Raw genomic sequence first — 23,017 nt, forward strand, 5'->3', positions numbered from 1 at the left:
AAACGACAAACCTCTAACCTATCTAATATAGGTGACGAAAATTAGGCATTGCTGACAAAAAATCGGCATTAGAAGGTGGATGTATGAACAACATTTTTTCAAAAGAAAATATTGAAATAATATTAGATTATGTGGATGAAGGAATACAAATAATTGATTCTAAGGGATATATAAAATATTATAATAAGGCTGCTTCAGAGCTAGATCATATTAATAAGTATGATATGATAGGGAAACATGTTTTAGAAGTGTATCCCTCCTTATCTCCTCAGACTAGTACATTACTAAGGTCTATAGAAAGGGGAGTAGCCATATTTGATACTCAACAATCCTTTAAGAATTATAAGGGAAAGGAAATAACTACTATAAACTCATCCTTTCCCATAAAATCAAAGCAAAAGGTTATTGGAGCTATTGAAATTTCTCGGGATATTACGGCTGTAAAGGCCCTGTCAGAGAAGGTGATAGACTTACAAGAGCAGCTATATGATAAGAAACAGAAAGTTAAAAAGAATATAAATGAAGCAAAGTATAACTTATATGACATAATAGGTGAGAGTGAAGAGATGCTAAAGGCAAAGACATTAGCTGTAAAGGCATCTAAATCATCATCTCCCATACTCATATATGGGGAAACGGGAACGGGAAAGGAATTATTTGTTCAATCTATTCATAATAAAAGTTGTAGACGTAACAAGCCATTTATAGTTCAAAATTGTGGTGCACTTCCCAGTGCCCTTTTAGAAAGCATACTATTTGGAACGGTAAAAGGTGGATTTACAGGGGCTAGTGATAGACCTGGATTGTTCGAACTTGCCAATGGGGGAACCCTATTTTTAGATGAAATAAATTCTATGCCCCTAGAGCTTCAGGTAAAGTTATTAAGAGTAATACAAGATGGTAATATAAGGCGGGTTGGAGATGTTAAAACTAGACATGTGGATGTGAGGATAATAGCTGCTAGTAACGAAGACCCCCTAACTGTAGTTGAAAGTAAAAGAATGAGACAAGATTTATACTATAGATTAAATGTGATTGGATTAAAGCTACCTCCTTTAAAGGAAAGAAAGGGAGATATGGGCCTCTTAGTAAATTTTTTCATAAAAAAATATAATGATAAATTAAAAAAGACTTTTACGGGAGTAGAGCCTAAGATCTTTGATCTATTTGAAAAGCACAATTGGCCAGGAAATGTAAGGGAACTTGAAAATGTTATAGAGGGCATAATGAACTTAGAAGATGGCCCCCTTATAAAGATAGATTCACTACCCTATATATTTGAAAAATATAAGGATATTAAAGGGGAAGTGGATAAGATAAAAGTAGAACCTATCCTTGTGGGAAATCTAAAAGAGTCCTTACAAAACTTTGAAAAGACCCTAATTAAGCAGGCTTTAAAGAAGTATGATAATAACATAAGTCATGCAGCTAAGGAGTTAAAAATACCAAGGCAAACCCTTCAATATAAAATAAAAAAATGTCTGGGAGATGATTATTAAGTGGTGCCTAAAATTAGGCATCATTTTCTTTGGCAATGGATGGTTCATAATACCAAAAATAAAATTTTAGGAAAGGGATTTCCCTGTTTATAGATAAATCCAACTATGAAAAAATATTTTAAAATGTTGAAAAATGGGGAAAAACCAAGAAAAAAATAAAAAAATAGGGGGAAGAATTTCTGAGTTGGCACGTATGTTGCATTAAAAATCCCCGAAGAATGACATGTCAAAAAATAAATTTACTTATGAAACAATAGCATAGAGCATTGTTAAAGTATAAACAAAATTCTACTTTAAAAAAATATTAAAGTGTATATAGTCAAGGAGGAATTATAAAATGAAAAAAGGATGTCCATACGGAACGCACAGAGTTATTGAGCCAAAGGGAGCGTTACCACAACCAGCAAAGAAAATTGACAACACTATGGAAATTTATGACAATGAAATCTTAATTGATGTTCAAACATTAAACATCGATTCTGCAAGTTTCACTCAAATAAAAGAAGAAGCAGGTGGAGATGTAGAAAAGATTAAAGAAATAATGAAGGGTATAGTAGCTGAAAGAGGAAAGCATCAAAACCCAGTAACTGGTTCTGGTGGAATGTTAATCGGAACAGTTGCAAAAATAGGACCTGCATTAGAAGGAAAGACAGACTTAAAAGTTGGAGATAAGTTAGCTACATTAGTATCATTATCATTAACTCCACTTGTTATAGAAGAAATAACAGAAGTAAGAAAGAACATAGACCAAGTAGACATTAAAGGTCAAGCTATATTATTTGAAACTGGAATCTACGCTGTACTTCCAAGTGATATTCCAGAAAACCTTGCTTTATCTGCACTTGACGTGGCAGGAGCACCAGCTCAAACTGCTAAGTTAGTTAAGCCTGGAGATACTGTATTAGTAATCGGTGGAGCAGGAAAATCAGGAATGTTATGCTGCTACGAAGCTAAGAGAAGAGCGGGAGTTACAGGAAAAGTAATTTGCTTAGGACACAGCGAAAAGAGCTTAGAAGTTGCTAAGAGAGGAAACATTGCAGACTACTATGTTGCAGCAGATGCTACTAAGCCAGTTGAAATGATGGAAAAAATAAGAGAAATAACTAACGGACAAATGGCAGACGTAACAATTAATAACGTAAACGTGCCAAACACAGAAATGTCAAGTATATTAGCTACTAAGACTGATGGAACTATTTACTTCTTCAGTATGGCAACAAGCTTCACTAAAGCAGCATTAGGAGCTGAAGGTGTAGGATCAGATGTTAACATGATCATGGGTAATGGATATACTAAGGGACATGCAGAAGTTACTCTTCAAATATTAAGAGACAGCAAGGTAATAAGAGATATTTACGAAGAATTATACGCATAATTTAAATAGACAGAATAGATATTTTTAGGAGGTTTTTACAGGATGAGAAGTTACAAAGAGATCGAAATGTGGAAAGATGTTACAGATGAGCAGTGGAATGACTGGAGATGGCAAATTAAAAATAGAATTACTACTTTAGAAGACTTAAAGAAAGTAATTAACTTAACAGAAGAAGAAGAAGCTGGAATCAAAAAGTCATTAGAAATCTTAAGAATGGGTATTACACCTTACTATGCATCTTTAATGGATAAGGATGATCCAAGCTGCCCAGTAAGACTACAAGCAGTTCCAAACATGGTAGAAACTCATAAGACTGATGCTGATATGGACGATCCACTTCACGAAGATGGAGATTCTCCAGTACCAGGACTTACTCACAGATATCCAGATAGAGTATTATTACTTATCACAGACATGTGTTCAATGTACTGCCGTCACTGTACAAGAAGAAGATTTGCAGGACAAAATGACGATGCTATGCCATTAGCAAAAATCGACAAGGCGATCGAATACATTAGAAATACTCCACAAGTTAGAGACGTATTATTATCAGGTGGAGACGCTCTATGTGTAAGTGATGAAACATTAGAGTACATCATCAAGAAGTTAAGAGATATTGAGCATGTACAAATCGTAAGAATCGGATCTAGAACTCCTGTTGTATTACCTCAAAGAATTACACCAGAGTTAGTAAACATGCTTAAGAAGTATCACCCAGTATGGTTAAACACTCACTTTAACCACTCAAAAGAAATTACTCCAGAAGCTAAGAAAGCAGCTACATTAATGGCTGATGCTGGAATTCCTTTAGGAAACCAATCAGTATTATTAAGAGGAGTAAATGACTGTGTACATATTATGAGAGAATTAGTACACAACTTAGTAGCTATGAGAATTAGACCATACTACATTTACCAATGTGACTTATCTACTGGTATTGAGCACTTCAGAACACCAGTATCTAAGGGTATTGAAATCATTGAAGGATTAAGAGGACATACTTCTGGATATGCAGTTCCGACATTTGTTGTTGACGCACCAGGTGGTGGTGGTAAGACTCCAGTAATGCCACAATATGTAGTTTCTCAATCTCCAAAGAGAGTAGTTCTTAGAAACTTTGAAGGTGTTATAACTACTTATACAGAGCCAGTAACATACAAAGATGACTGTCAATGTCCAGTATGTAAGGGAGAAAAAGAAAAGAAAATAACAGGTGTAGGTGGATTATTACAAGGAAACCAAGTAGCACTTGAGCCAGTTGACTTAGATAGAAAGAAAAGAAACCAAAAGTAAAAAGTTTTTATAGTTAAAGGTTAAGGGAAAGGTGTTTAGAGTTAAAGGGGTTTTTCTTTAAACCCTAAACCTTACCTAAGACTATAATCTACACACTTATGATTTATTCATATTTTAAGGAGGCAATTAATTATAATGAACTTACTTGAGCTTATTCATGGTAAATACAAAGTCATATCCGTAGTGGGCATGTCAAAAAATTCAGGAAAAACTGTAACTTTAAATCAACTCATCGACGAATGCATGGAAAAAAGAGTTAGAGTTGGTATTACCTCTACAGGCCGAGATGGAGAGAGAGAAGATTTAGTTACTTCCACTGAAAAACCCATGATATATGTGGATACAGATACCATATTAGCCACTTCAGAAGCCACTTTGAAATTGTGTGAAGCTAAGCTTGAGATATTAGAAGTTACTAATATAAACACATCCATGGGAAAGATAGTAATGGTTAAAACTAAAAGCCCTGGATATGTGCAGGTTGCCGGACCTAGTACGAATTTTCATATTAAAGAAGTGTGTAATAAGCTTTTAGCCAATGGAGCAGAACTTGTTATAGTGGATGGGGCTATTGATAGAAAATCATCTGCCTCTCCTTCTATTACAGAAGCTACCATATTGGCTACTGGTGCAGTATTGAGTAGAGACATGAATAAGGTTATTGAAAAGACCATGCACCAGGTACAATTGTTTTCTTTAGAAAAAGTACAGGATAACATTATTTATGATATAGCAAAAAATGCCATTGATGAGAAAAAGTACATTATTATTGATGAAAATTATGATGAGTATATATTAGATATAAAAACTGCATTAAATAGTGGAAATGTAATAGGGGACCATTTAGATGATAGATCTAGATATGTAATAATGGCAGGATCCCTAGTAACAAACACTTTAAAGCAGATAATGAGAACTTCAACTAATTACAAAAATGTCACCTTTGTAGTTAGTGATCCAACAAAAATATTTATAGATTCAAAAGATTATATGTATTTTAAAAAGATGGGAATTGAAATTAAGACATTAGATTCAATAGTACCATTAGCAGTAACAATAAATCCATATGCACCACAGGGATATTATTTTGACCCTAAAGACTTTCTTGAGAACATGAAACGGTTTTTAAATCCTGTTCCTGTTGTTGATGTAGTATTAGGCGGTGAGTAACATGTTTATGACAAGTAAGATTTATGACAATTTAGAAATGTCCTATATATTTGACAGGCTAAATGTATATACACCCTATGGGACTGAATGTAAAAAAAATATGAAATCTTTTTTAAGGGAAGAAGCCCAAAAACTCCTTAATGAGTACGAATTAATAGAAAAGGCAGTAAATCTTATTAAAAAAAATAGATATGCCTTTGTAGACATGAGAAACATGTTTAAACACATAAAAGATTTAAGAGGTTCCTTTAAAAGAATCAGTGATAATCAGGTCTTAAGCACGGTAGAACTTTATGAGATTAAATCCTTTGTATTTTTTTTAAAAGATATATCAACACTACTTGAAAAAATAAAATGGAATATGCCCAAAGAATTAGTCATAACATCAATGCCCCAAATTGAAAAACTATTAGATCCACAAAATAGTGGAGTTAATACGTTTTATGTATATGATTCTTATTCCAAGAGTCTAGCCAAAGTACGTGATGAAATAAAGTCTATAGAATCGGAAATATATAGACAAAATAAAATCATAAGAGAAGAAGTTCAAAAGGATTTAGGTATAAAGATAAGACCAAATGGTGAGGTATCCATAAATAAAAATGATATGGACCTATTAGGAAAGGTAGATAGATGCCCCAATCTAACCTACAGTTCTGAAACCTATATGAATATTACTTATAAGGTAAAAATAGATTCTGATAAAGAACAGGACCTGAAAAAAATCAATGACCTTAAACTCCTAGAAGAAGAAGAAGAATTTAACGTACGAAAAAGATTGAGTATGGAAATTAAAAAATATCTAGATATTTTTTATGATAACATATCAGCCATAGGAAAAATTGATTTGCTAATTGCTAAAGGATATTTAGCCATAGGTACAAATTCTGTAAAGCCGGAAATTGCCCCAGATGAAAGGCTTTATATAAAAAATGGTAGACATATTAAAGTTGCCGATACACTTAGAAAACAGGAAAAGGAGTTTACACCCATAAGTGTAGATTTAAAAAGAGGAGTAACCTGCATAACTGGAGCGAACATGGGAGGAAAGACTATCTCACTAAAATTAGTGGGGGTACTTTGTGCCATGGCCCAGTACGGACTATTTGTTCCTGCAGATACAATGATTTTTTCCATGAAGGACTACATATTCTTTTCATTAGGTGATTTACAATCTACTGATAAGGGACTTAGTACCTTTGGAGCAGAAATACTAGAAGTAAAGAATATAATTGATAGGTCTAATGAAAATGGTCTCCTTTTAATAGACGAATTGGCTAGAGGAACTAATCCTCAAGAGGGTTTTGCCATATCAAAGGCCCTTATAGATTATATGAAGGATAAGGAAAGTATAACTATTATAACCTCTCACTTTGACGGACTAACAAAGGATTCGGATGTATACCATCTACAAGTTAAAGGTCTTGTAGGGGTAGATATGAAGAAGTTAAAAACAGAGATAGAAAATTCCACTAATGTGGGAATAGAAATAGTTCATAAATACATGGACTATAGGCTAATAGAAGTGAATAATGAAGAAAAGGTACCAAGGGATGCTATTAATATAGCTCGTCTTATGGGTCTTCAAGAGCACTTAATAAAGGAAGCCGAAAAGTATTTAACATAAGGAATAATTGGTGATAAGTTACTGATACAGGTGACAGGTAACCGGGGTTAGGAATTAAAATCTCTTTAGATTTTAATTTTTTTCCTGTAACCCGTAACCTGCAATCTGTAACCAAGAACTTGTCACCAATTTTCAAGTTTAAAATAATTCATTTATATATAGAGGAGGAACAAGGATGCAGAGCAAATTAAATCTAGACCAAAACTTAATTGCTAAAGCAAGAAATTCTGCAAAGAACATTGCAGCAGATACTCAAAAATTTATAGATAAGCATACCACTGTGGCTGTTGAAAGAACAGTAGCTAGATTATTAGGAATAGATGGTATTGATGAAATAGAAACTCCCCTACCAAATATAGTAGTTGACAATATTAAAGATGGTGGTGGACTAGGTTTAGGAGCTGCTTACTGGGTAGGAAATGCAATGATCCACACAGGTAAAGAGCCACAAGAAATCGCTGAAATGGTATCAAAGGGAGAATTAGATTTAACTAAGGTACCAGTGGCTGATGATAGTAAAATACAAGAAGTTATAAAAGTACTAGCAGAAAAAATGGTACAAAGAATTGCTAGTAATAAAAATGATAGAGATGAGTTTATTAAAAACTTAGGAGAAGGTCCAAAGCCTTACTTATACGTAATCGTTGCAACTGGTAATATTTACGAAGACGTACTTCAAGCACAAGCAGCAGCAAGACAAGGTGCAGATATTATTGCTGTTATCAGAACTACAGGACAAAGTTTACTTGACTATGTACCATATGGAGCTACTACAGAAGGTTTTGGTGGAACATATGCTACACAAGAAAACTTCAGAATTATGAGAAAGGCACTAGACGAAGTTGGAGAAGAAGTAGGAAAATACATTAGATTATGTAACTACTGTTCTGGACTTTGTATGCCTGAAATAGCTGCTATGGGAGCTATGGAAAGATTAGACGTAATGCTTAACGATGCATTATATGGAATCTTATTTAGAGATATAAATATTCAAAGAACTTTAGTTGACCAATATTTCTCAAGAATCATTAACGGATTCGCGGGAGTTATCATAAATACTGGAGAAGATAACTACTTAACTACTGCAGATGCAGTTGAAGAAGCACATACGGTACTTGCTTCTCAATTTATCAATGAGCAGTTTGCGTTAGTAGCTGGTCTTCCAGAAGAACAAATGGGACTAGGTCATGCCTTTGAAATTACTCCAGACCTAGAAAATGGATTCTTATTTGAACTTTCACAAGCTCAAATGGCAAGGGAAATATTCCCTAATGCTCCACTTAAATACATGCCGCCTACAAAGTTCATGACAGGAGATATATACAAAGGTCATGTTCAAGATGCATTATTTAATATGGTAGCTATAATGACTAATCAAAGTTTACAATTATTAGGTATGCTTACAGAAGCTATCCATACACCACTTCTACAAGATAGAGCATTATCTATAGCTAATGCTAAATATGTCTTTAACAATGCTAGAGATATTTCTTCAGAAATTGAGTTCAAAAACGGTGGAATTATCCAAAGTAGAGCTCAAGAAGTTCTTCAAAATGCAGCTGACATGTTAAATGAGATAGAAACAGAAGGAATATTCTCTACTATAGAAGAAGGAAAATTTGCAGGAGTTAAGAGAAAAATGGATGGAGGAAAAGGACTAGAAGGCGTTACTAAGAAGCATGACAAGTACTTTAATCCATTTGTGGAGTTAATGCTAGGAGGTGCAAGATAATGAGTGCTAATACAGGATTAGATTTAACTAAAATCAAACCATATGGAGATACTATGAACGATGGAATGGTTCAATTATGTTTCACATTACCAGTTCCATGTGGAGAAGAAGCTAAGGAAGCCGCAAGACGTCTTGCATCAAAGATGGGTATGGAAGAACCAGCTGTAACACATGCAGAAGACTTAGGTGTAGGTTATACTATGTTTGTAATGTATGGAAAGTGTACTCATACAGTAGATTACACATCTATAGAAGTTCCTAAGGTAGATGTGGATATAATGGATAAATATGGAGTAGAAGCTTTTATTAAAGAAAATATTAAAAGAGATATAACTATATTAGGAGCTTGTACAGGAACTGATGCCCATACAGTAGGTATAGACGCTATTATGAATATGAAGGGTTATGCAGGACACTATGGTCTTGAAAGATACAAGGGTGTTGAAGCTATCAACTTAGGAAGTCAGGTTCCTAACGAAGAATTCGTAGCTAAGGCTATAGAATTAAAGGCTGACGTATTATTAGTATCTCAAGTAGTTACTCAAAAGGATGTTCACATAGCTAACTTAACTAATTTAGTTGAAATATTAGAAGCAGAGGGAATAAGAGACAAGGTAGTATTAATTTGTGGTGGACCTAGAATAAGCCATGAACTAGCTAAAGAGCTAGGATACGACGCTGGATTTGGTTCTGGTTCTTTTGCTGAAGATGTGGCGTCATTTGCAGTAAATGAAATAGTAGATAGAAATTTAATATAGATAAAATAAAAACAAAAGGACAATAGATATCTATTGTCCTTTTGTTTTTATTCTATGAATCCAATGAAATAGGTCTTCATCCTAAATATTTAGTAAGCCTTTAGATGCCCAGAATTTTGAAGAACTTCTTAAGAGTAAGTAGTTTTATGACGATATAATTGGTGACAGGTGACGGACATTAAAATTTTTTAATGCTGTTCCTGTAACCTGTGATCTGTCACCAAGTTCACGCATAATACATGGAGGGATGAAATTGAAAAAAATAGGAATATTAGTGATTTTAATAAGTTTGATCTTAACAAATACTACTTTTGCCATGGATAAATACACGGGAATTAAGGAATACGAAGGACTTTATAATAATTTGAACTTTTCTGACATAAAAAATAGCCCTTATAAAAAATCTATCTATAAGCTAGCTAGCTTATCTGTAATTAGGAAAAAGAGTTCAAATAAGTTTTATCCAAGTAAGAACATAAGCAAAGAAGAAGTCATAACTATGCTAGTGAGAATTGCAGGAAAAGAAGAAGAAGTTCAAGGAATAATAGGAAAGAAAAAATTAAATGGTAATGATGAGTTAGAAGCTTATTTAGATGTGGCAAAGAAAATAAATTTAATAACTAAAGATGAGGCTAAAGATATATTATATGTATCTGATGAAGAAAAATATAAAATAGAGGATAAAATTAATGAAGAAGTAAAGAAAAACCCTAATTATACAGAAGATGAAATAGTGGATTTAGAAGAAAAGATAAGACGTGACATGGAACACAAATATACATGGGGCAAACTGACCAATAGGGAAGAAGTGGCCATATGGATAGGTAGAATCATGGGCCTTAATAAAATAAATGGTTCTAATAGACAATATGTATACAATTTAAAGGACCATTCTAAAATAAAGGCAGAAAATATATCCCTAATTGAGAGAGTTTTACAGCTAAAAATAATAGAACCAATAGATGGATATTTTAAGCCTAGCAGTCCCATTAGAAGGGATGAAATGGCAGTAATATTAGACAAAATAAGCAAAAAAATATTTGAATTAAGGGGTTACGTTGTAAAAGAAGGAGTAATAGATAGTAAGGAAGAATTTGTAGTACCTGTAGAAAACCTTATAACAGGAGAGATAAGGGGAGAGAACAATTATGTATATACTACAAGGGATGAAAAGGGAGAGTATAATAAAATATCTACAGTAGGAGATAGTGGGTATATTGTATATGACAAATACAATGGTATTATAGGACTGGCACCTAATTTAGAAGAATATGATTATATAGAGTATTGGATAAATGATAAAAAAAATGTAGTATATGTGGAAGTAAAATAAATAAGGGACGGTTATGTAGTTCATAGCCGTCCCTTATTTTTATGTGTTTTTTTAGTATTCATAAATTTTATCTAAATCATTATCATCTTCGTCATATTCGTATTCGGCCATTTTATCATTGTCTTCATCATATACTAATACGTCCACATCTTCATCAACTTCATCAGTAATATCATCACAAACTTTATCAACGAAATCTCTGAAATCTTCCTCATCTCTATTCTTCCAATAATCAGATGTTCTATCGAACTTGGCATAAATCTTACATTCTATATGATCATCAGACTTTTGTTTTAAAGAGAATTTGGTAAACTCTAAGGTCTCACTTCCCACTTTATAATCATCATAATCATCTTCTAAGTCATTTTCCACAGAATTTAATTTATCATCAATGTCATCATCATCATCTTCTTCGTATAATCTTTCATCATTATAATCATAAGTATATTTGTCTATTTGATCATTGTCATCATCGTAAACCTTAACAACTACATCTTTCTTTATGTGTTTTATAACCTCTTCACATAGATCTTCGATGAAATCGTCAAAGTCATCGTCATCCCTATCTTCCCATTTAGTATAACTTTTGTCAAAGTCTCCATACATTTTTACTAGTATTTCATTAGAATACTTACTTACTTTAAAATCCTTAAATCTTAAAGTATTTCCATCATTTTCATGGGAATCAAAATCCTCTTCTAACATTCTTCTTACATCGTCAAGTGATCCATTAGAAGTGCTACTAGGATTATTTGAAATGGATTTGTATAGATTTTGTTGACTTAGCTGAAATTTAAGATTAGTTATTTCCATATTTTTTCTATCAAGCTCTGCCTGGAGGGCTGTTATATCAGTAGAACTTGTGGGTGCATATATGTTCATAGTCTTAGAATCATTATGCCACCTATAGGAATAGCCCATTCCATTAGCTAAGTCGTTTACGGGTACGTAAACATAACCGTTATATATGAATGGAGCAGAATTAAATGCTATATTTTTCCCATTATAATTTACTTTAATATTATAAAACCAAGCATTTATCTTTTTAGTATATGTGGCAGATACTCCTACTACTGTGCTCAGTATAAGACAGATTATAAGAGTTATTGTTAATTTTTTCTTCATATGTTACCTCCTTAGAATAGATGTTTCCTACATTTTACCATAAATATAAAGTAGGTAATAGTTCTCTATTATAAATTATTGATATATGATACTTTTTACCTGTATATTTTTTAAAAACTATTTCATATTGGTTATATATGGTACAATTGAAAATGGGGAAAAAGGTAAAAAAAACTTGAATTTTAGTCGATATAAAAGTAAGTAGACTTTAGAAGGGGAGGTAATTATGAATAAAAAAATAATGAGTATGGTCTTGAGTATGGTGATTTTATTTTCTATTCCAATTTACTCATACGGAGAAACAATAGACCCTAACAATATAGTATTAAGCACAAGCCCACAAAATAGTGAGATTAATGTAAGTTTAGATCCATTATTAAAAGTAGCATTTACCCATAAAATAGAATTTTTAGATAGTGATAAAATTGATTATATAAAATTAGAATCCAATGAAGGGGTCTATGTACTAGATAATAGTGGTATACAAATAGGTGGAAATGGAAATAAGGAACTACTTATAGACATAATGGATGAAAGGGATAATGCATATGCTCTTAAGAAAGATACTCAATATACATTAACTATTAGTCCTAATCTAGTTAAATTAGTGGGAGTAACGGATTCTCATGGACAGGAGGTTAAGAATAAGGAAATAAAATTAACCTTCGCAACTACGGGAGAGGGAAGTATTCCTAATGTTGTAAAACATTCATCTAATGAAAGTTTTACAGATAATATAATAAATGTGAATGAAACGGGTCTTGTGAAGGATGGATATATATATATTAAATTCGATAGGAATATAAACAAAGATATGGATGTTTTAGGAACCCCATTAAATAATATGGTAAAAATGAATAAAAAATTAAAGTCTTTCAATGAAAGTAATGTTACAAAGGGTGCTTCAAATACTGACTTTAATTTTATAAATAGTAATGATAACTATGGATACACAAGTAAAGTTGAGTATTTGAATATTGAAAGTATGGAATCTATAAATAATTATTTAAAAATAAAACCAAAAGAAGTATTAAAAGAAAATAGTGCCTATAGGCTTTTCATAGATAAGAAATACATAGAAGATACTCATGGAATAAACATAAGTAATCATATAGATTCAGTTTTTTATGTAAAGGCATCTAGTGATAATTCTAGTATTAAGTATTCGTTAAGTAATGGAGAGACAAACTTTGACAAAATATATTATACACAACCTATTTACAAGGCTACAAAGCCTATAGAAATATGCTTAGATAGGGAAGTGGTACCCCTTTTATCCAGTGAAAGATACAATACGGTAACTGATTCCGTTTATGAAGATAGCTTAAAAAATATAAGCATATTTGAAAATTACAATAAAGATATTAAAATACCCATAAAGGAAATAAAGTTAGACTATTATTTAGATGGTTCAAATAGAAAGAGTAAATTATACATATACCCAAATGAAACTTTAAAAAGTGGAGCTCACTATAAACTTTCCATACCAGAGGGAACTTTTGAAACAATAGGAGCCATTAAAAGTAATAATTTAATATATTCCTTCGTTACTGCATCTAGTGAAAGTAATAAGAAGGGCATATACCAGTTAGAGGATAAGGAAATAAAAGTTACTGATCTTAAAAATGGTGAAAAGACCTTTAGTATAATAGGATATAACTTTAATGAAAAAATCAGTAAAGTGGTGCTAAATCCATTTAGTGGAAATGCTCCTACTTCTATAGATATAGATAGTTCTTATGTGGAATTTTATAATAGTAATAAATTAAAAGTACACATAAAAGATTCCATTAGGGATCAATTATCAAAGGATACGAGTACGGGTAAGTATAGGGTGAAGATAGTATTTCAAAATGGACATGAAATAAGTTCTACTGATAATGAATTACTATATATTGTTCCTAAGGATAAACCCACAGTAACAAAAGTATATCCTACTAAGGAGGGAATATACGATGAAAATCAATTGAAACACGATATAATAGATGACATTACGAGGGATAAATTCTTTGTTAAAGTTACCTTTAATGATGTGGATAATACCTTGAAATTAAATAAGGATAATTTGAATGGAATAAATGTACATTCCTTAAATGGTTCAGAGAATTTACTAGATAAAGTTTTAATGAACTCTATAATATCAGATAAAGAAAAAACTAATAAATATATATATGTGAAAAATCAATCTAATAAGGAAGTGACCATATACATACCTATTTTAAAACTTAATTCAAATAATAGTTATGTGTTAGATATACCATCTAATCTAGTGTACTATGGTGCAGCAGATAATATTATAGGAAATGAAGCCGTATCCTTTAACTTTAAAACAAAGGACATTCCTAACGTAGATAAAATATCTATAGGAAGTATACCAGAAGATTATGATGATTATGATATATATATTTATGGGAAATATTTTAGTAGTGATGTGGAAGTTTATTTTAATGAAGAAGAGGCTAAAGATGTAAATAGAGTAGACGATAAGACCTTGAGGGTAGAGCTTCCCTCTAATTTAGATGTGGGCACATATGATGTGATTATAAAAAATGGAGAAAATCACAAGGCAACCATGTATGGATCCATATCCATAATACAAGAAGGGGATTATGTTCCAAACGAAAAATATAAGATAAAAGATAAAACTTCCTATGGAGATATTAAAAGTGATATAAGGATAAATAAGGATACCCTAGAAGTGATAGGAACCTATGATGAGTTAGAGATAAATTTAGACAAACTAATGGGTTATAATACTTATTTAAAGGAAATTGAGTATTATGGAGACTATTTAGGTCTATTAGAAACCCATTCAATTAGTGGAGATATAAATATATTTAATCTAAGAAGAATAAATGCAGACAAAAGGATAAGTTTATATGTGGGTAAAGTAAATCCTCATAAGCTTACTAATATTAAAAGGAAATTAAGAGGAAAAACTATTTTATCAGACTTTATGGGGGTTTATGGAGAAAACTTTAATCTAGGTAGTGTTGTAGTTAAGATGCCATATAAGAAGTGTGATCTGAAGAAAGTGAAAGTCCTAAGATATGATGAAGACCTTAGAAATTTTTATGAAGAAAAGTTTAGTATAAATTTAATAGATAAAAGGATAGAGATAATAGGTAAGGACAAAGGTATATTTGTAATAGTTAATAAATAGGATGGTGAATAGAAGGTGAATGAAATTATAAAAAGAGTTATAGGATTGAGTATGGCCCTAGTAGTATTTTGCCTAAGTGGACCCTTTAGTATCTATAAGGTATGGGCAGCAGATCCATATTTTGTAGATGAAATAACCATAAGTAAAATATATGAGGATGGATCCTACTCTGTAAGTAAAACTAAGCTTACAATCCATGGTTCTAATTTAACGGGAATAGCTGTAGGTACTATGACATCTACTGGTTACAAGTTACTTACTAACCCTACTGTAAATGCTCCTACCGTATTAGAATTTTTAGTAGATGGAGATAAGATAGGGTCTAGTGTAGATGTGGGAGGAACTTCTATAGAAATAGAGAAAAATGCCCTACCAACACTGCTCAGTTTAAATAAAAGAATAATAAAACTTAATAAAAATGAAGAAAAACTAATATTAAATGGTTCTAATTTAAGTAAGATAAAAGATGATCCAAACGATTCAGGTGGTGAGAGTAGTGAATATAGGGCTTACTATGAAAACACATCTGGAGCTGGTGGAGAAATAGAACTTGATGAAAATAATTTTACAAATGACTCTCAAATCCAGATACCTAATAGTGAAATTAAAGGTGTATCAGGTATGCAAGACATAATTTTTACAAAGAAAAAGACTAAGAAATTTAATTTCCCTAGTGTGGGAGATAAAAACGTGAAAATATTAATACAAAATACCTACTTGAAACAATTTACACTAGTAGAAGAGATAAATGTGAGTAATTTAGTAATGAATCCTAATAGGGGATTGCCTGGTGATCAGATAGAGTTCATAGCCACTGATGGACTTAACAAGTATGATGTGTTTTTCCTAAAAAAACTTACGGATAAATATGAGAATAAATATAAAGGTACAGATACTAAATATTCTCCTAATATAGATGGAAGACAAGTTCTTACTACAAAGGTTCCAAAGGGTATTGAGGCAGGACAATACTATGTAATATTTACAAATCCAATACCAGATGGAAAAGATCCTGATGAATCCATAACAAAACAGTTAATAATAGGAACATCACCTAGTTATGAAAAATTCACAGTGATAGATGCCCAACAAAAAATAAGAATATTATCCGTAAACCCTAATAAGGGAGCTGATATAGGTGCTGAAACGGAAATATCGGGAATCTATTTTGGTTCGTTAAATATTCCTAGTTTAAATTTAGATGATGACATGATTACAGTTACAGGGGATATATATGGGACTAATAGTAATATAACTATAGAATATGGAGATAAGAATAAGGACATAAAAGGAAATTACGAAGGTACTCCTGTGGAAAAGGTCACAAGAACAGTTGAAGTAATAATAGGATCTGTGGCCAAATTCCCAAAAAAATCCAGTGGTGATTATGAATATTCTTTTTCTAAAGCCTTGGATAAAATAAAGGTTAATACTCAACCTATTACGGATGCAGACTCAGACCCTATAAAGGATGTGGTGGTAGAAACGGAAACCATAATTAAGCTAAAAGGATATCCTAATAATATTGTTTTAAAGGACAAGGCCATAATGGAAAATGGTTTCACATTCATTCCTAGTAAGATTGAGCCAGATATTCAACAGGTGGTTCCACAAAAAATACAAGTGGTAAAGGATGGAGATAAGTATAAAATTTCTAATGATGAGGATAGATTTATAGCCATATACGGGAAAAACTTTTTTATACATAGGTATACGAAAGACAGTAAAGAAAAGATTAGATATCCTATTATAGAATTGGGAAATTCCATAAGATTGGATAAGAATACTCACCCTAATATTGATATTAAAATTTTTGATAAGCAGGGAAATGAGCTAGATGGAAGTGAAGGAAATGAATTAGGAAGTAAAATATTAATAAAAGTACCTAAGGATTCTACTATTACTAATATTGGAAAAACCTGGACCAAAATTATAAATCCTGTAAGAAATTCTGACGAAGAAGGCTTATATGAGCAGGAAGTTGATAGTATAGAATTTGTTCTAGTGTCAGATAATGATACCCCCATAATAGAAGAAGTAAATCCTAATATAGTGTCCATAGAAGGTGGAATGGACATAGAAGTTATAGGTAATCAATTTAAGGATGGTGCTAAAGTAATAATCGGTGGAAATGTGGTTGAGAGCATAAAAGTTCAAGGTGATGGAAAGAAAATAACATTTAAAGCCCCAAAGGGTGAATTTGAAGGAGAGACTCAACTTCAAGTAGTAAACCCAAAGGGTGGAATAGATACATATCCTTTTATTTATGTTAAAACATATACGGTGCCTAAAATAACAGATTTTTCTCCTAAGATGGGGAGTTCTAAGACCTTAGTAGTTTTAAATGGAGAAAACCTATTAAAGCCAGATCCAACAGGGTCTGCAGACAATATGTATAAGTTTATAGGAACTAGAGTTTTACTAGAGGGAGTAGATATTAATGAATATAATATGGACTCTAGTAACAATAGGGTACAACTTGAACCTTACAAGGCGAAAAATGGAAATAAACTATTAGACACAAAGGACCAAAATTTGATAAAAGAGTACTACAACAGTGTTATATTAAAAAATAATAATACTAACAAATATTATGTTATAGATCAAACGGAAGATAAAAAGATAATTTTATCTAATGGTAGTAATGAAAAATATGAAATTAAAAGAAATGGAAATAATATAGAGGCCCATAGTAGAGATGGGCATGTTTTTCAAGTTACAATGGAAGAAGAAGGAAACCAGGATGTAATAAAGTTAAAAGATTCTTCAAATACAATAAAACTATATATGTATACACCATATAAAGTAATAGATCAGGTCATAGTAGGAAATAGGGTTAAAGTTTTATCCATAGGGAAATTATATTTTACAATTCCTACTAATTTAACTAGGCCAGGATATTATGATGTTACTATTAAAAATCCAGATACGAAGACAGATAGTAAAATAAATGAACAAGGATTTAATTATTATCCTCAACCTTATAATAATCCCAATATATCATCTATAGAACCAAATGAAGGTTCCGTTGACGGAGGATACTATATAACTATTAATGGTAGTTCAAATTCAGATGGAAAGAAGTGTTTTGAAGATAGTGCCATAGTAAGTATAAATGGAGTACAAGTGCCAAGAGTAGATACAATAGTATCTAGTGATAGCCTTAGTATAAGGGTTAAAGTACCCAAATTAGTACAAAGTATAGAGGGCAATAGAATAACAGTTCCTGTAGTTGTGGTAAATCCATCAGATGGGTCTAGTGCCAGTTTGGAAGATGGATTCACCTATATATTACCCTATTCTAATCCAGTAATTAAATCCATATTTAGAGATAAGGGAAAGGCTTCAGGTGGATATTATGTGGAGATCACAGGTCAAGATTTTAGATATGAAGAACCCTATACGGATAAGAATAAAAATGGCCATTGGGATAGTGGAGAACCATATATAGATTTAAATGGTTGGCATGTAAATACTAATAGTCCTGATGATGGAAGTAAAGGTCCTGATTCCTTTGCAGGAGATAAGGTTAATGATCTTAAAAATAAATATGGTGAAGATTATAAAAAAATTTATAAAAAAGATTATTATGATATAGTAATACCCGTATTACCTGAAATATACTTTGGAGATAAACAAGCAGAGATTACAGACTTTGAACATGGATATATTAAGGTAATGGTTCCAGAAGGTAAAGATGGCCAAGTAGACGTATATTTAGTCAATGGTGATAAGGGTACTTCTAATAAAGTAAAGTTTACTTACGAATCTTCAAACCCTACTATTACTAGCATCATACCTAATAGTGGTAATAAAAAGGGTGGAGAAAAGATTGAAATAAAAGGAACAGAACTATTTCTAAGTAAAGATAGAAATATAATGTATAAGGAAGGAAATACAATAAAAACTAAAAAAATAAATATGTGCCTAGTTAGATTTGGAGATATGACAAATAGGAATATTTCTAAGGGAGAAGAGAACTCAGGAGCTATAGACAATGGTAAGACAACTGTTTCATTAGATGGAAATCTCAAGGTTGATTATGATGGTGTTAAGCATAAAGTTATATTACAAATAACGTCAGGGGATAAGACCTATAAGGCAGAAGTGGATTATAATGATGAAAAAGTATTTGTTCCTATAAGTTTTCTATCACATACGGATAAAGATGGGAATGTGGAAAAGTATGCCAGTGATGATCCTAATAGTGACAAAAGATATGATGAACTAATTTTGCTAAATGTGGAAAATAAAAGGCTTATGGTTGAAAGGGGATATTCTTCTAAATTTGAATATATAAATGATAAACAGGTGGTAGTATATACGCCATCCTATCATACGGTGGGACAAGTAAGTTTGAACTACATAAATTCAGATGGCGGAATTGCCACAGGTACATTTGACTATAAGAACCCTACTAGTAAACCTGAAATAATAAACATAACAAAGGATGGTCAGGATCCAATAGAAAAGGTTTCTGATGGAAAACTCATAAAATTAATAAGGGTTAACTATAAGGGTGGCAATACCATATCCATAATAGGACAAGGATTTGTAGAAAATGCAACTATACAAATAGGCGATATGGCAACTATAGACTCAAAGGATATTAAGTACCAAATACCAGATAGATTAACTTTCACCATGCCTAAAACTGATGAAAGTAATGTGGGAAAGAATTTTAGAGTGGTAATTAGTAACCCAGATGGAGGAAATACATCATCAGATGAACTATCTCCACCTATATATATACAAATTATCAAAGGAGAAACGGCACCACAAATAGAATCTATAGATCCTAAGTTTGGACCATCAAAGGGTGGTACAGAAGTAACTATAAAGGGGAAGGATTTTAGAGATAATTTAAAAGTAATAATAGGAGAGAAGGTACTAGAAAATAAATATATAAAATCCATATCTTCTACTAAAATAGTAATAACAATGCCACCCCATTCTCCTGGACAAGTGGATATTAAAGTTGAGAACGAAGATGGAGAATTGGCCATATCACCAGAAAAGTTCACTTACGTAAGTGAACCTAAGATAGCAGAGGTTACTGATCAGAAGGATAACTATATAAACAAAATATCTATTGAAGGTGGTAATACGATAAGAATTAAAGGAGCAGGTTTTATAGATGGTGCTAAGGTTATATTTGCTCCAGCAATAAAAGAAGCTGATAGTGAAAGTGGAGATACAATATATATATCAGGAAAAAAATATATAGTAGAATCAGGAAATGAAACCACTAGCCAATTCGTATCAGAAAGTGAATTACTAGTTACTGTTCCTGCAGGAAAGCTAGGTGAAAAGGGAGTCATGGTTGTTAATCCTGATAAGGGTGCCACTGAAATCTATGAAAACCTAAAATATGGATTACCAGAAACACCAGCACCTACTAATGTATGGGCTCAGCTTTACTATGATCAACATATTAAAGTTAATTGGGACAAGGTAAAGGATGCTAGCCAATACGAAATATATGTCCTAGAGGATAACAACAAGAGATATATAGGAAATACAGAATTAAATTCCTTTGTATACGATGACCTAAAGAGAAGAACTAAATACAAATTTGTAATAACTGCCCTAGGAAAGTATGGTTCATCCATATATTCCATGGAAAGTAATGAGGTTAAAACAGGAAGTAAAGTTGGAAAAGATGAAGATGGAGAACTAGGTGAAGATACGGTTGTGGAAAAAAGTGGGCCAAATGCAACAATAACTATAGGGATAGATGATTACAATAAATATACCACATTAGATTTAACAGAAGGACAATTGGCAGGAAGTAAAAACATAACAATAAATATACCAGCAAAGGTAATTGGAAAATTAGATGTACAAAATATGACTGTTATAGGTAATGATTATGTGGTGAAATTTAATCCAAATACTTTCTACAACTATAAAACTAAAGATAATATGGAAAATGCAGGTGTTAAATTTAATATTACAAATAAACCTAGTGAGTATATACCTAAAAGGGGAGAAACCATAATATCAAATCAATTATCCTTAAGGGCCTATGATTATGTAAAAGATAATGTGGATGAATTAGACTATACAGGATCCCTCATATTTGTAAGTTTAGATTTAGATGCTCAGAAAGCTAAATTAAGAAGAATTAAAAAACTTAAATTAGTAAGACTTGATGATGAAAATGTAGTTTTAGGAAAGGGTAATAATGAAGGGTATAACATATCAGGAGTTACAGATAGGCTAGGACACTTCGTTATTCTAGGAGGTAGATAAACTTGAAAAAAACTATAAGTATAATAATGATTCTATTGATTTTAGGAGTAACTATCTCCTATGGAGGAGTAAATGATCCCTATAGAAATGGTTATATTGAAGGTTATTTAAAAAAAATATATGACAATAAGGTAAAAATAGAAGAATATGACGGAACTATTCACGAAATAGAGTTAGCTAGAAATGTAGTATTAAAGATAGATGATATATTAGTTAAACCAAAGGCCTTAAGGGAAGGCATGGAAGTTTATGGAGATATAAAGGGTAAAAGGCTAATATCTCTTGAAGCTTATTCTACGGAAAAGTTAGGATATATTTCTCCCCAGTCTAAGACTCTAAGGGGGGTAGTTAAAAAGGTTGATAGGGATACACTTAGTATAAAATTAATAACGGGAGAAGAGAAGATTTTCTTCACTTCTCCAATTATCATAGTAAATAAAAATGGAGAAAATGTTAGTTTAGATACTTTGTATATTGGGGATGAGGTGAAACTATACTTTGATGAGTATGATACTAACATAATAAGCAGAATGGAAATCAGGAACAATTCCGTAAAAGTAAAGGATATATATAAGGCAAAATTAGTTAGAGTAGATGAGATAGAAAATAAAATCACACTTGAAAACATATATAACTTTACAGATGGAAAATGGAATGAACTAAAGGCTATGGCCACCATAGAATATGATTATGATACACCAATTTATTTAAAGGCACAGAGTATAGGTAAGGATAAATTAAAATATTTTGTGGGCAAAACTGCATATTTGGCAGTAGAGGATTTCTTTGGCCAAGATAAGGTGAAAAAATTAGTATTACAAGAGAAATACGGTAGAGTATATTCGGATAAGATTAGGAAGATAAATTATTTCTCAGATTCATTAGAACTTAGAAATAACAAAAATTTATTTTTAAGTGAAGGAACCATAATATTAAAGGATGGTAGATTAGTGGAAAAATCCATTATAGATGATGAAAATGATGCCCTAATAATTGCAGATGGATATAAAAATAGTCTACATGCTAGTATTATAAACATATATAACACATCAATAAATAATTCTAATATAGGTCAAAAGCACATCTATGCAGGTAGGATGAATAGAATATTTGATGATAGTGTTTATTTAAATGATTTTTATATATTAAAAAATAATGAATGGTATTCCTTTAGAACTAAGGATGAAGATGATGAAAAAAGATTATATTATGATGAGGACACTAAAATATATAATCTAGAGAAAAAAGAAATAATATCTCCTAAAGAGTTTTTCCAAGGAAACTTCTCTGTAGATGAAGATGATGATGAGATAGATAAAAAGAAATTAAAAGATTGGTATTCTTATTTTTACACGGATGGAGATAGGATTTCTGTAGCCTATATTATGAAGGACCTAGATTCATTAGGAAAAGAAAGGATAACTACAGGACAGGTTGGGAAGGTAGAGGATAGTTCTTCCACAGGATGGACTTTAACCCTTATGAATAGTAAGGATTGGAGTGATCATAAGGAAAAATGGATAATGAAAAATTCCACTATAAACATGAATTTAGAAAAGGCCATGATAGTTAAAAATGATGAAATAATAACTCCAGATGAATTAATAGTAAATGATAGTTTATATATAATAAGAGACGATTATGATGGGAAAATAGTAATAGTTAAGTAGAAAAAGAGGGGGCAAAC

Annotated in this window: 12 protein-coding genes; 11 read left to right on the forward strand and 1 reads right to left on the reverse strand. The window is 31.7% G+C overall.

Annotated elements, in window-relative coordinates; genetic code table 11:
* Nucleotides 1–83 precede the first annotated feature (83 nt).
* The 8 genes from N4A57_RS05620 to N4A57_RS05655 all read left to right on the forward strand — a co-directional run bounded on the left by N4A57_RS05620 (nt 84) and on the right by N4A57_RS05655 (nt 10,787).
* Nucleotides 84–1,499, forward strand: coding sequence for a sigma-54 interaction domain-containing protein (locus tag N4A57_RS05620; protein ID WP_293656686.1), 1,416 nt, complete (start codon nt 84–86; stop codon nt 1,497–1,499).
* A 337-nt stretch (nt 1,500–1,836) separates the two neighbouring features.
* Nucleotides 1,837–2,874, forward strand: a complete 1,038-nt coding sequence (locus N4A57_RS05625; RefSeq protein WP_293656688.1) for a zinc-binding dehydrogenase — start codon at nt 1,837–1,839, stop codon at nt 2,872–2,874.
* 42 nt (nt 2,875–2,916) lie between these two features.
* Nucleotides 2,917–4,167, forward strand: coding sequence for a lysine 2,3-aminomutase (gene ablA / locus N4A57_RS05630; protein ID WP_293656689.1), 1,251 nt, complete (start codon nt 2,917–2,919; stop codon nt 4,165–4,167).
* 135 nt (nt 4,168–4,302) lie between these two features.
* Nucleotides 4,303–5,337, forward strand: a complete 1,035-nt coding sequence (locus N4A57_RS05635) for a hypothetical protein (RefSeq protein WP_293656691.1) — start codon at nt 4,303–4,305, stop codon at nt 5,335–5,337.
* A 1-nt stretch (nt 5,338) separates the two neighbouring features.
* On the forward strand, nt 5,339–6,964 hold the full coding sequence (locus tag N4A57_RS05640) for a MutS-related protein (protein WP_293656693.1): 1,626 nt from the start codon (nt 5,339–5,341) through the stop codon (nt 6,962–6,964).
* A gap of 175 nt (nt 6,965–7,139) precedes the next feature.
* Nucleotides 7,140–8,696, forward strand: coding sequence for a lysine 5,6-aminomutase subunit alpha (locus tag N4A57_RS05645; RefSeq protein ID WP_293656694.1), 1,557 nt, complete (start codon nt 7,140–7,142; stop codon nt 8,694–8,696).
* Entirely contained in the window at nt 8,696–9,454 is a 759-nt protein-coding gene (locus N4A57_RS05650) for an OAM dimerization domain-containing protein (protein ID WP_293656696.1), read from the forward strand. Before N4A57_RS05645 ends, N4A57_RS05650 begins: the two co-directional genes overlap by 1 nt.
* A 253-nt stretch (nt 9,455–9,707) precedes the next feature.
* Nucleotides 9,708–10,787 (forward strand): S-layer homology domain-containing protein, encoded by a 1,080-nt coding sequence (locus N4A57_RS05655; RefSeq protein ID WP_293656698.1) that lies wholly within the window; start codon nt 9,708–9,710, stop codon nt 10,785–10,787.
* Nucleotides 10,788–10,838: 51 nt separating this feature from the next.
* On the opposite strand, the gene N4A57_RS05660 is transcribed toward N4A57_RS05655, so the two are convergent.
* On the reverse strand, nt 10,839–11,912 hold the full coding sequence (locus N4A57_RS05660) for a stalk domain-containing protein (protein ID WP_293656700.1): 1,074 nt from the start codon (nt 11,910–11,912) through the stop codon (nt 10,839–10,841).
* A gap of 226 nt (nt 11,913–12,138) precedes the next feature.
* Between N4A57_RS05660 and N4A57_RS05665 the strand changes: the two genes are divergently transcribed.
* The 3 genes from N4A57_RS05665 to N4A57_RS05675 are packed head-to-tail and all read left to right on the forward strand — an operon-like array spanning nt 12,139 to nt 23,000.
* Nucleotides 12,139–15,075, forward strand: coding sequence for an Ig-like domain-containing protein (locus tag N4A57_RS05665; RefSeq protein WP_293656702.1), 2,937 nt, complete (start codon nt 12,139–12,141; stop codon nt 15,073–15,075).
* Between the two features lie 15 nt (nt 15,076–15,090).
* Nucleotides 15,091–21,330 carry an IPT/TIG domain-containing protein gene (locus N4A57_RS05670; RefSeq protein ID WP_293656703.1) on the forward strand — a complete coding sequence of 2,080 codons (6,240 nt, stop codon included), beginning with the start codon at nt 15,091–15,093 and terminating at the stop codon, nt 21,328–21,330.
* 2 nt (nt 21,331–21,332) lie between these two features.
* Nucleotides 21,333–23,000, forward strand: a complete 1,668-nt coding sequence (locus N4A57_RS05675) for a hypothetical protein (RefSeq protein ID WP_293656704.1) — start codon at nt 21,333–21,335, stop codon at nt 22,998–23,000.
* Nucleotides 23,001–23,017 lie beyond the last annotated feature (17 nt).

The sequence above is a fragment of the Anaeromicrobium sp. genome (assembly GCF_025210435.1).
In the GTDB taxonomy this organism is placed as follows: domain Bacteria; phylum Bacillota; class Clostridia; order Peptostreptococcales; family Thermotaleaceae; genus Anaeromicrobium.

Coding starts and splice junctions, on each gene's coding strand:
- N4A57_RS05620 (WP_293656686.1), top strand. CDS start 84: ATGAACAACATTTTTTCAAAAGAAAATATTGAAATAATATTAGATTAT.
- N4A57_RS05625 (WP_293656688.1), top strand. CDS start 1,837: ATGAAAAAAGGATGTCCATACGGAACGCACAGAGTTATTGAGCCAAAG.
- ablA (WP_293656689.1), top strand. CDS start 2,917: ATGAGAAGTTACAAAGAGATCGAAATGTGGAAAGATGTTACAGATGAG.
- N4A57_RS05635 (WP_293656691.1), top strand. CDS start 4,303: ATGAACTTACTTGAGCTTATTCATGGTAAATACAAAGTCATATCCGTA.
- N4A57_RS05640 (WP_293656693.1), top strand. CDS start 5,339: ATGTTTATGACAAGTAAGATTTATGACAATTTAGAAATGTCCTATATA.
- N4A57_RS05645 (WP_293656694.1), top strand. CDS start 7,140: ATGCAGAGCAAATTAAATCTAGACCAAAACTTAATTGCTAAAGCAAGA.
- N4A57_RS05650 (WP_293656696.1), top strand. CDS start 8,696: ATGAGTGCTAATACAGGATTAGATTTAACTAAAATCAAACCATATGGA.
- N4A57_RS05660 (WP_293656700.1), bottom strand. CDS start 11,912: ATGAAGAAAAAATTAACAATAACTCTTATAATCTGTCTTATACTGAGC.
- N4A57_RS05665 (WP_293656702.1), top strand. CDS start 12,139: ATGAATAAAAAAATAATGAGTATGGTCTTGAGTATGGTGATTTTATTT.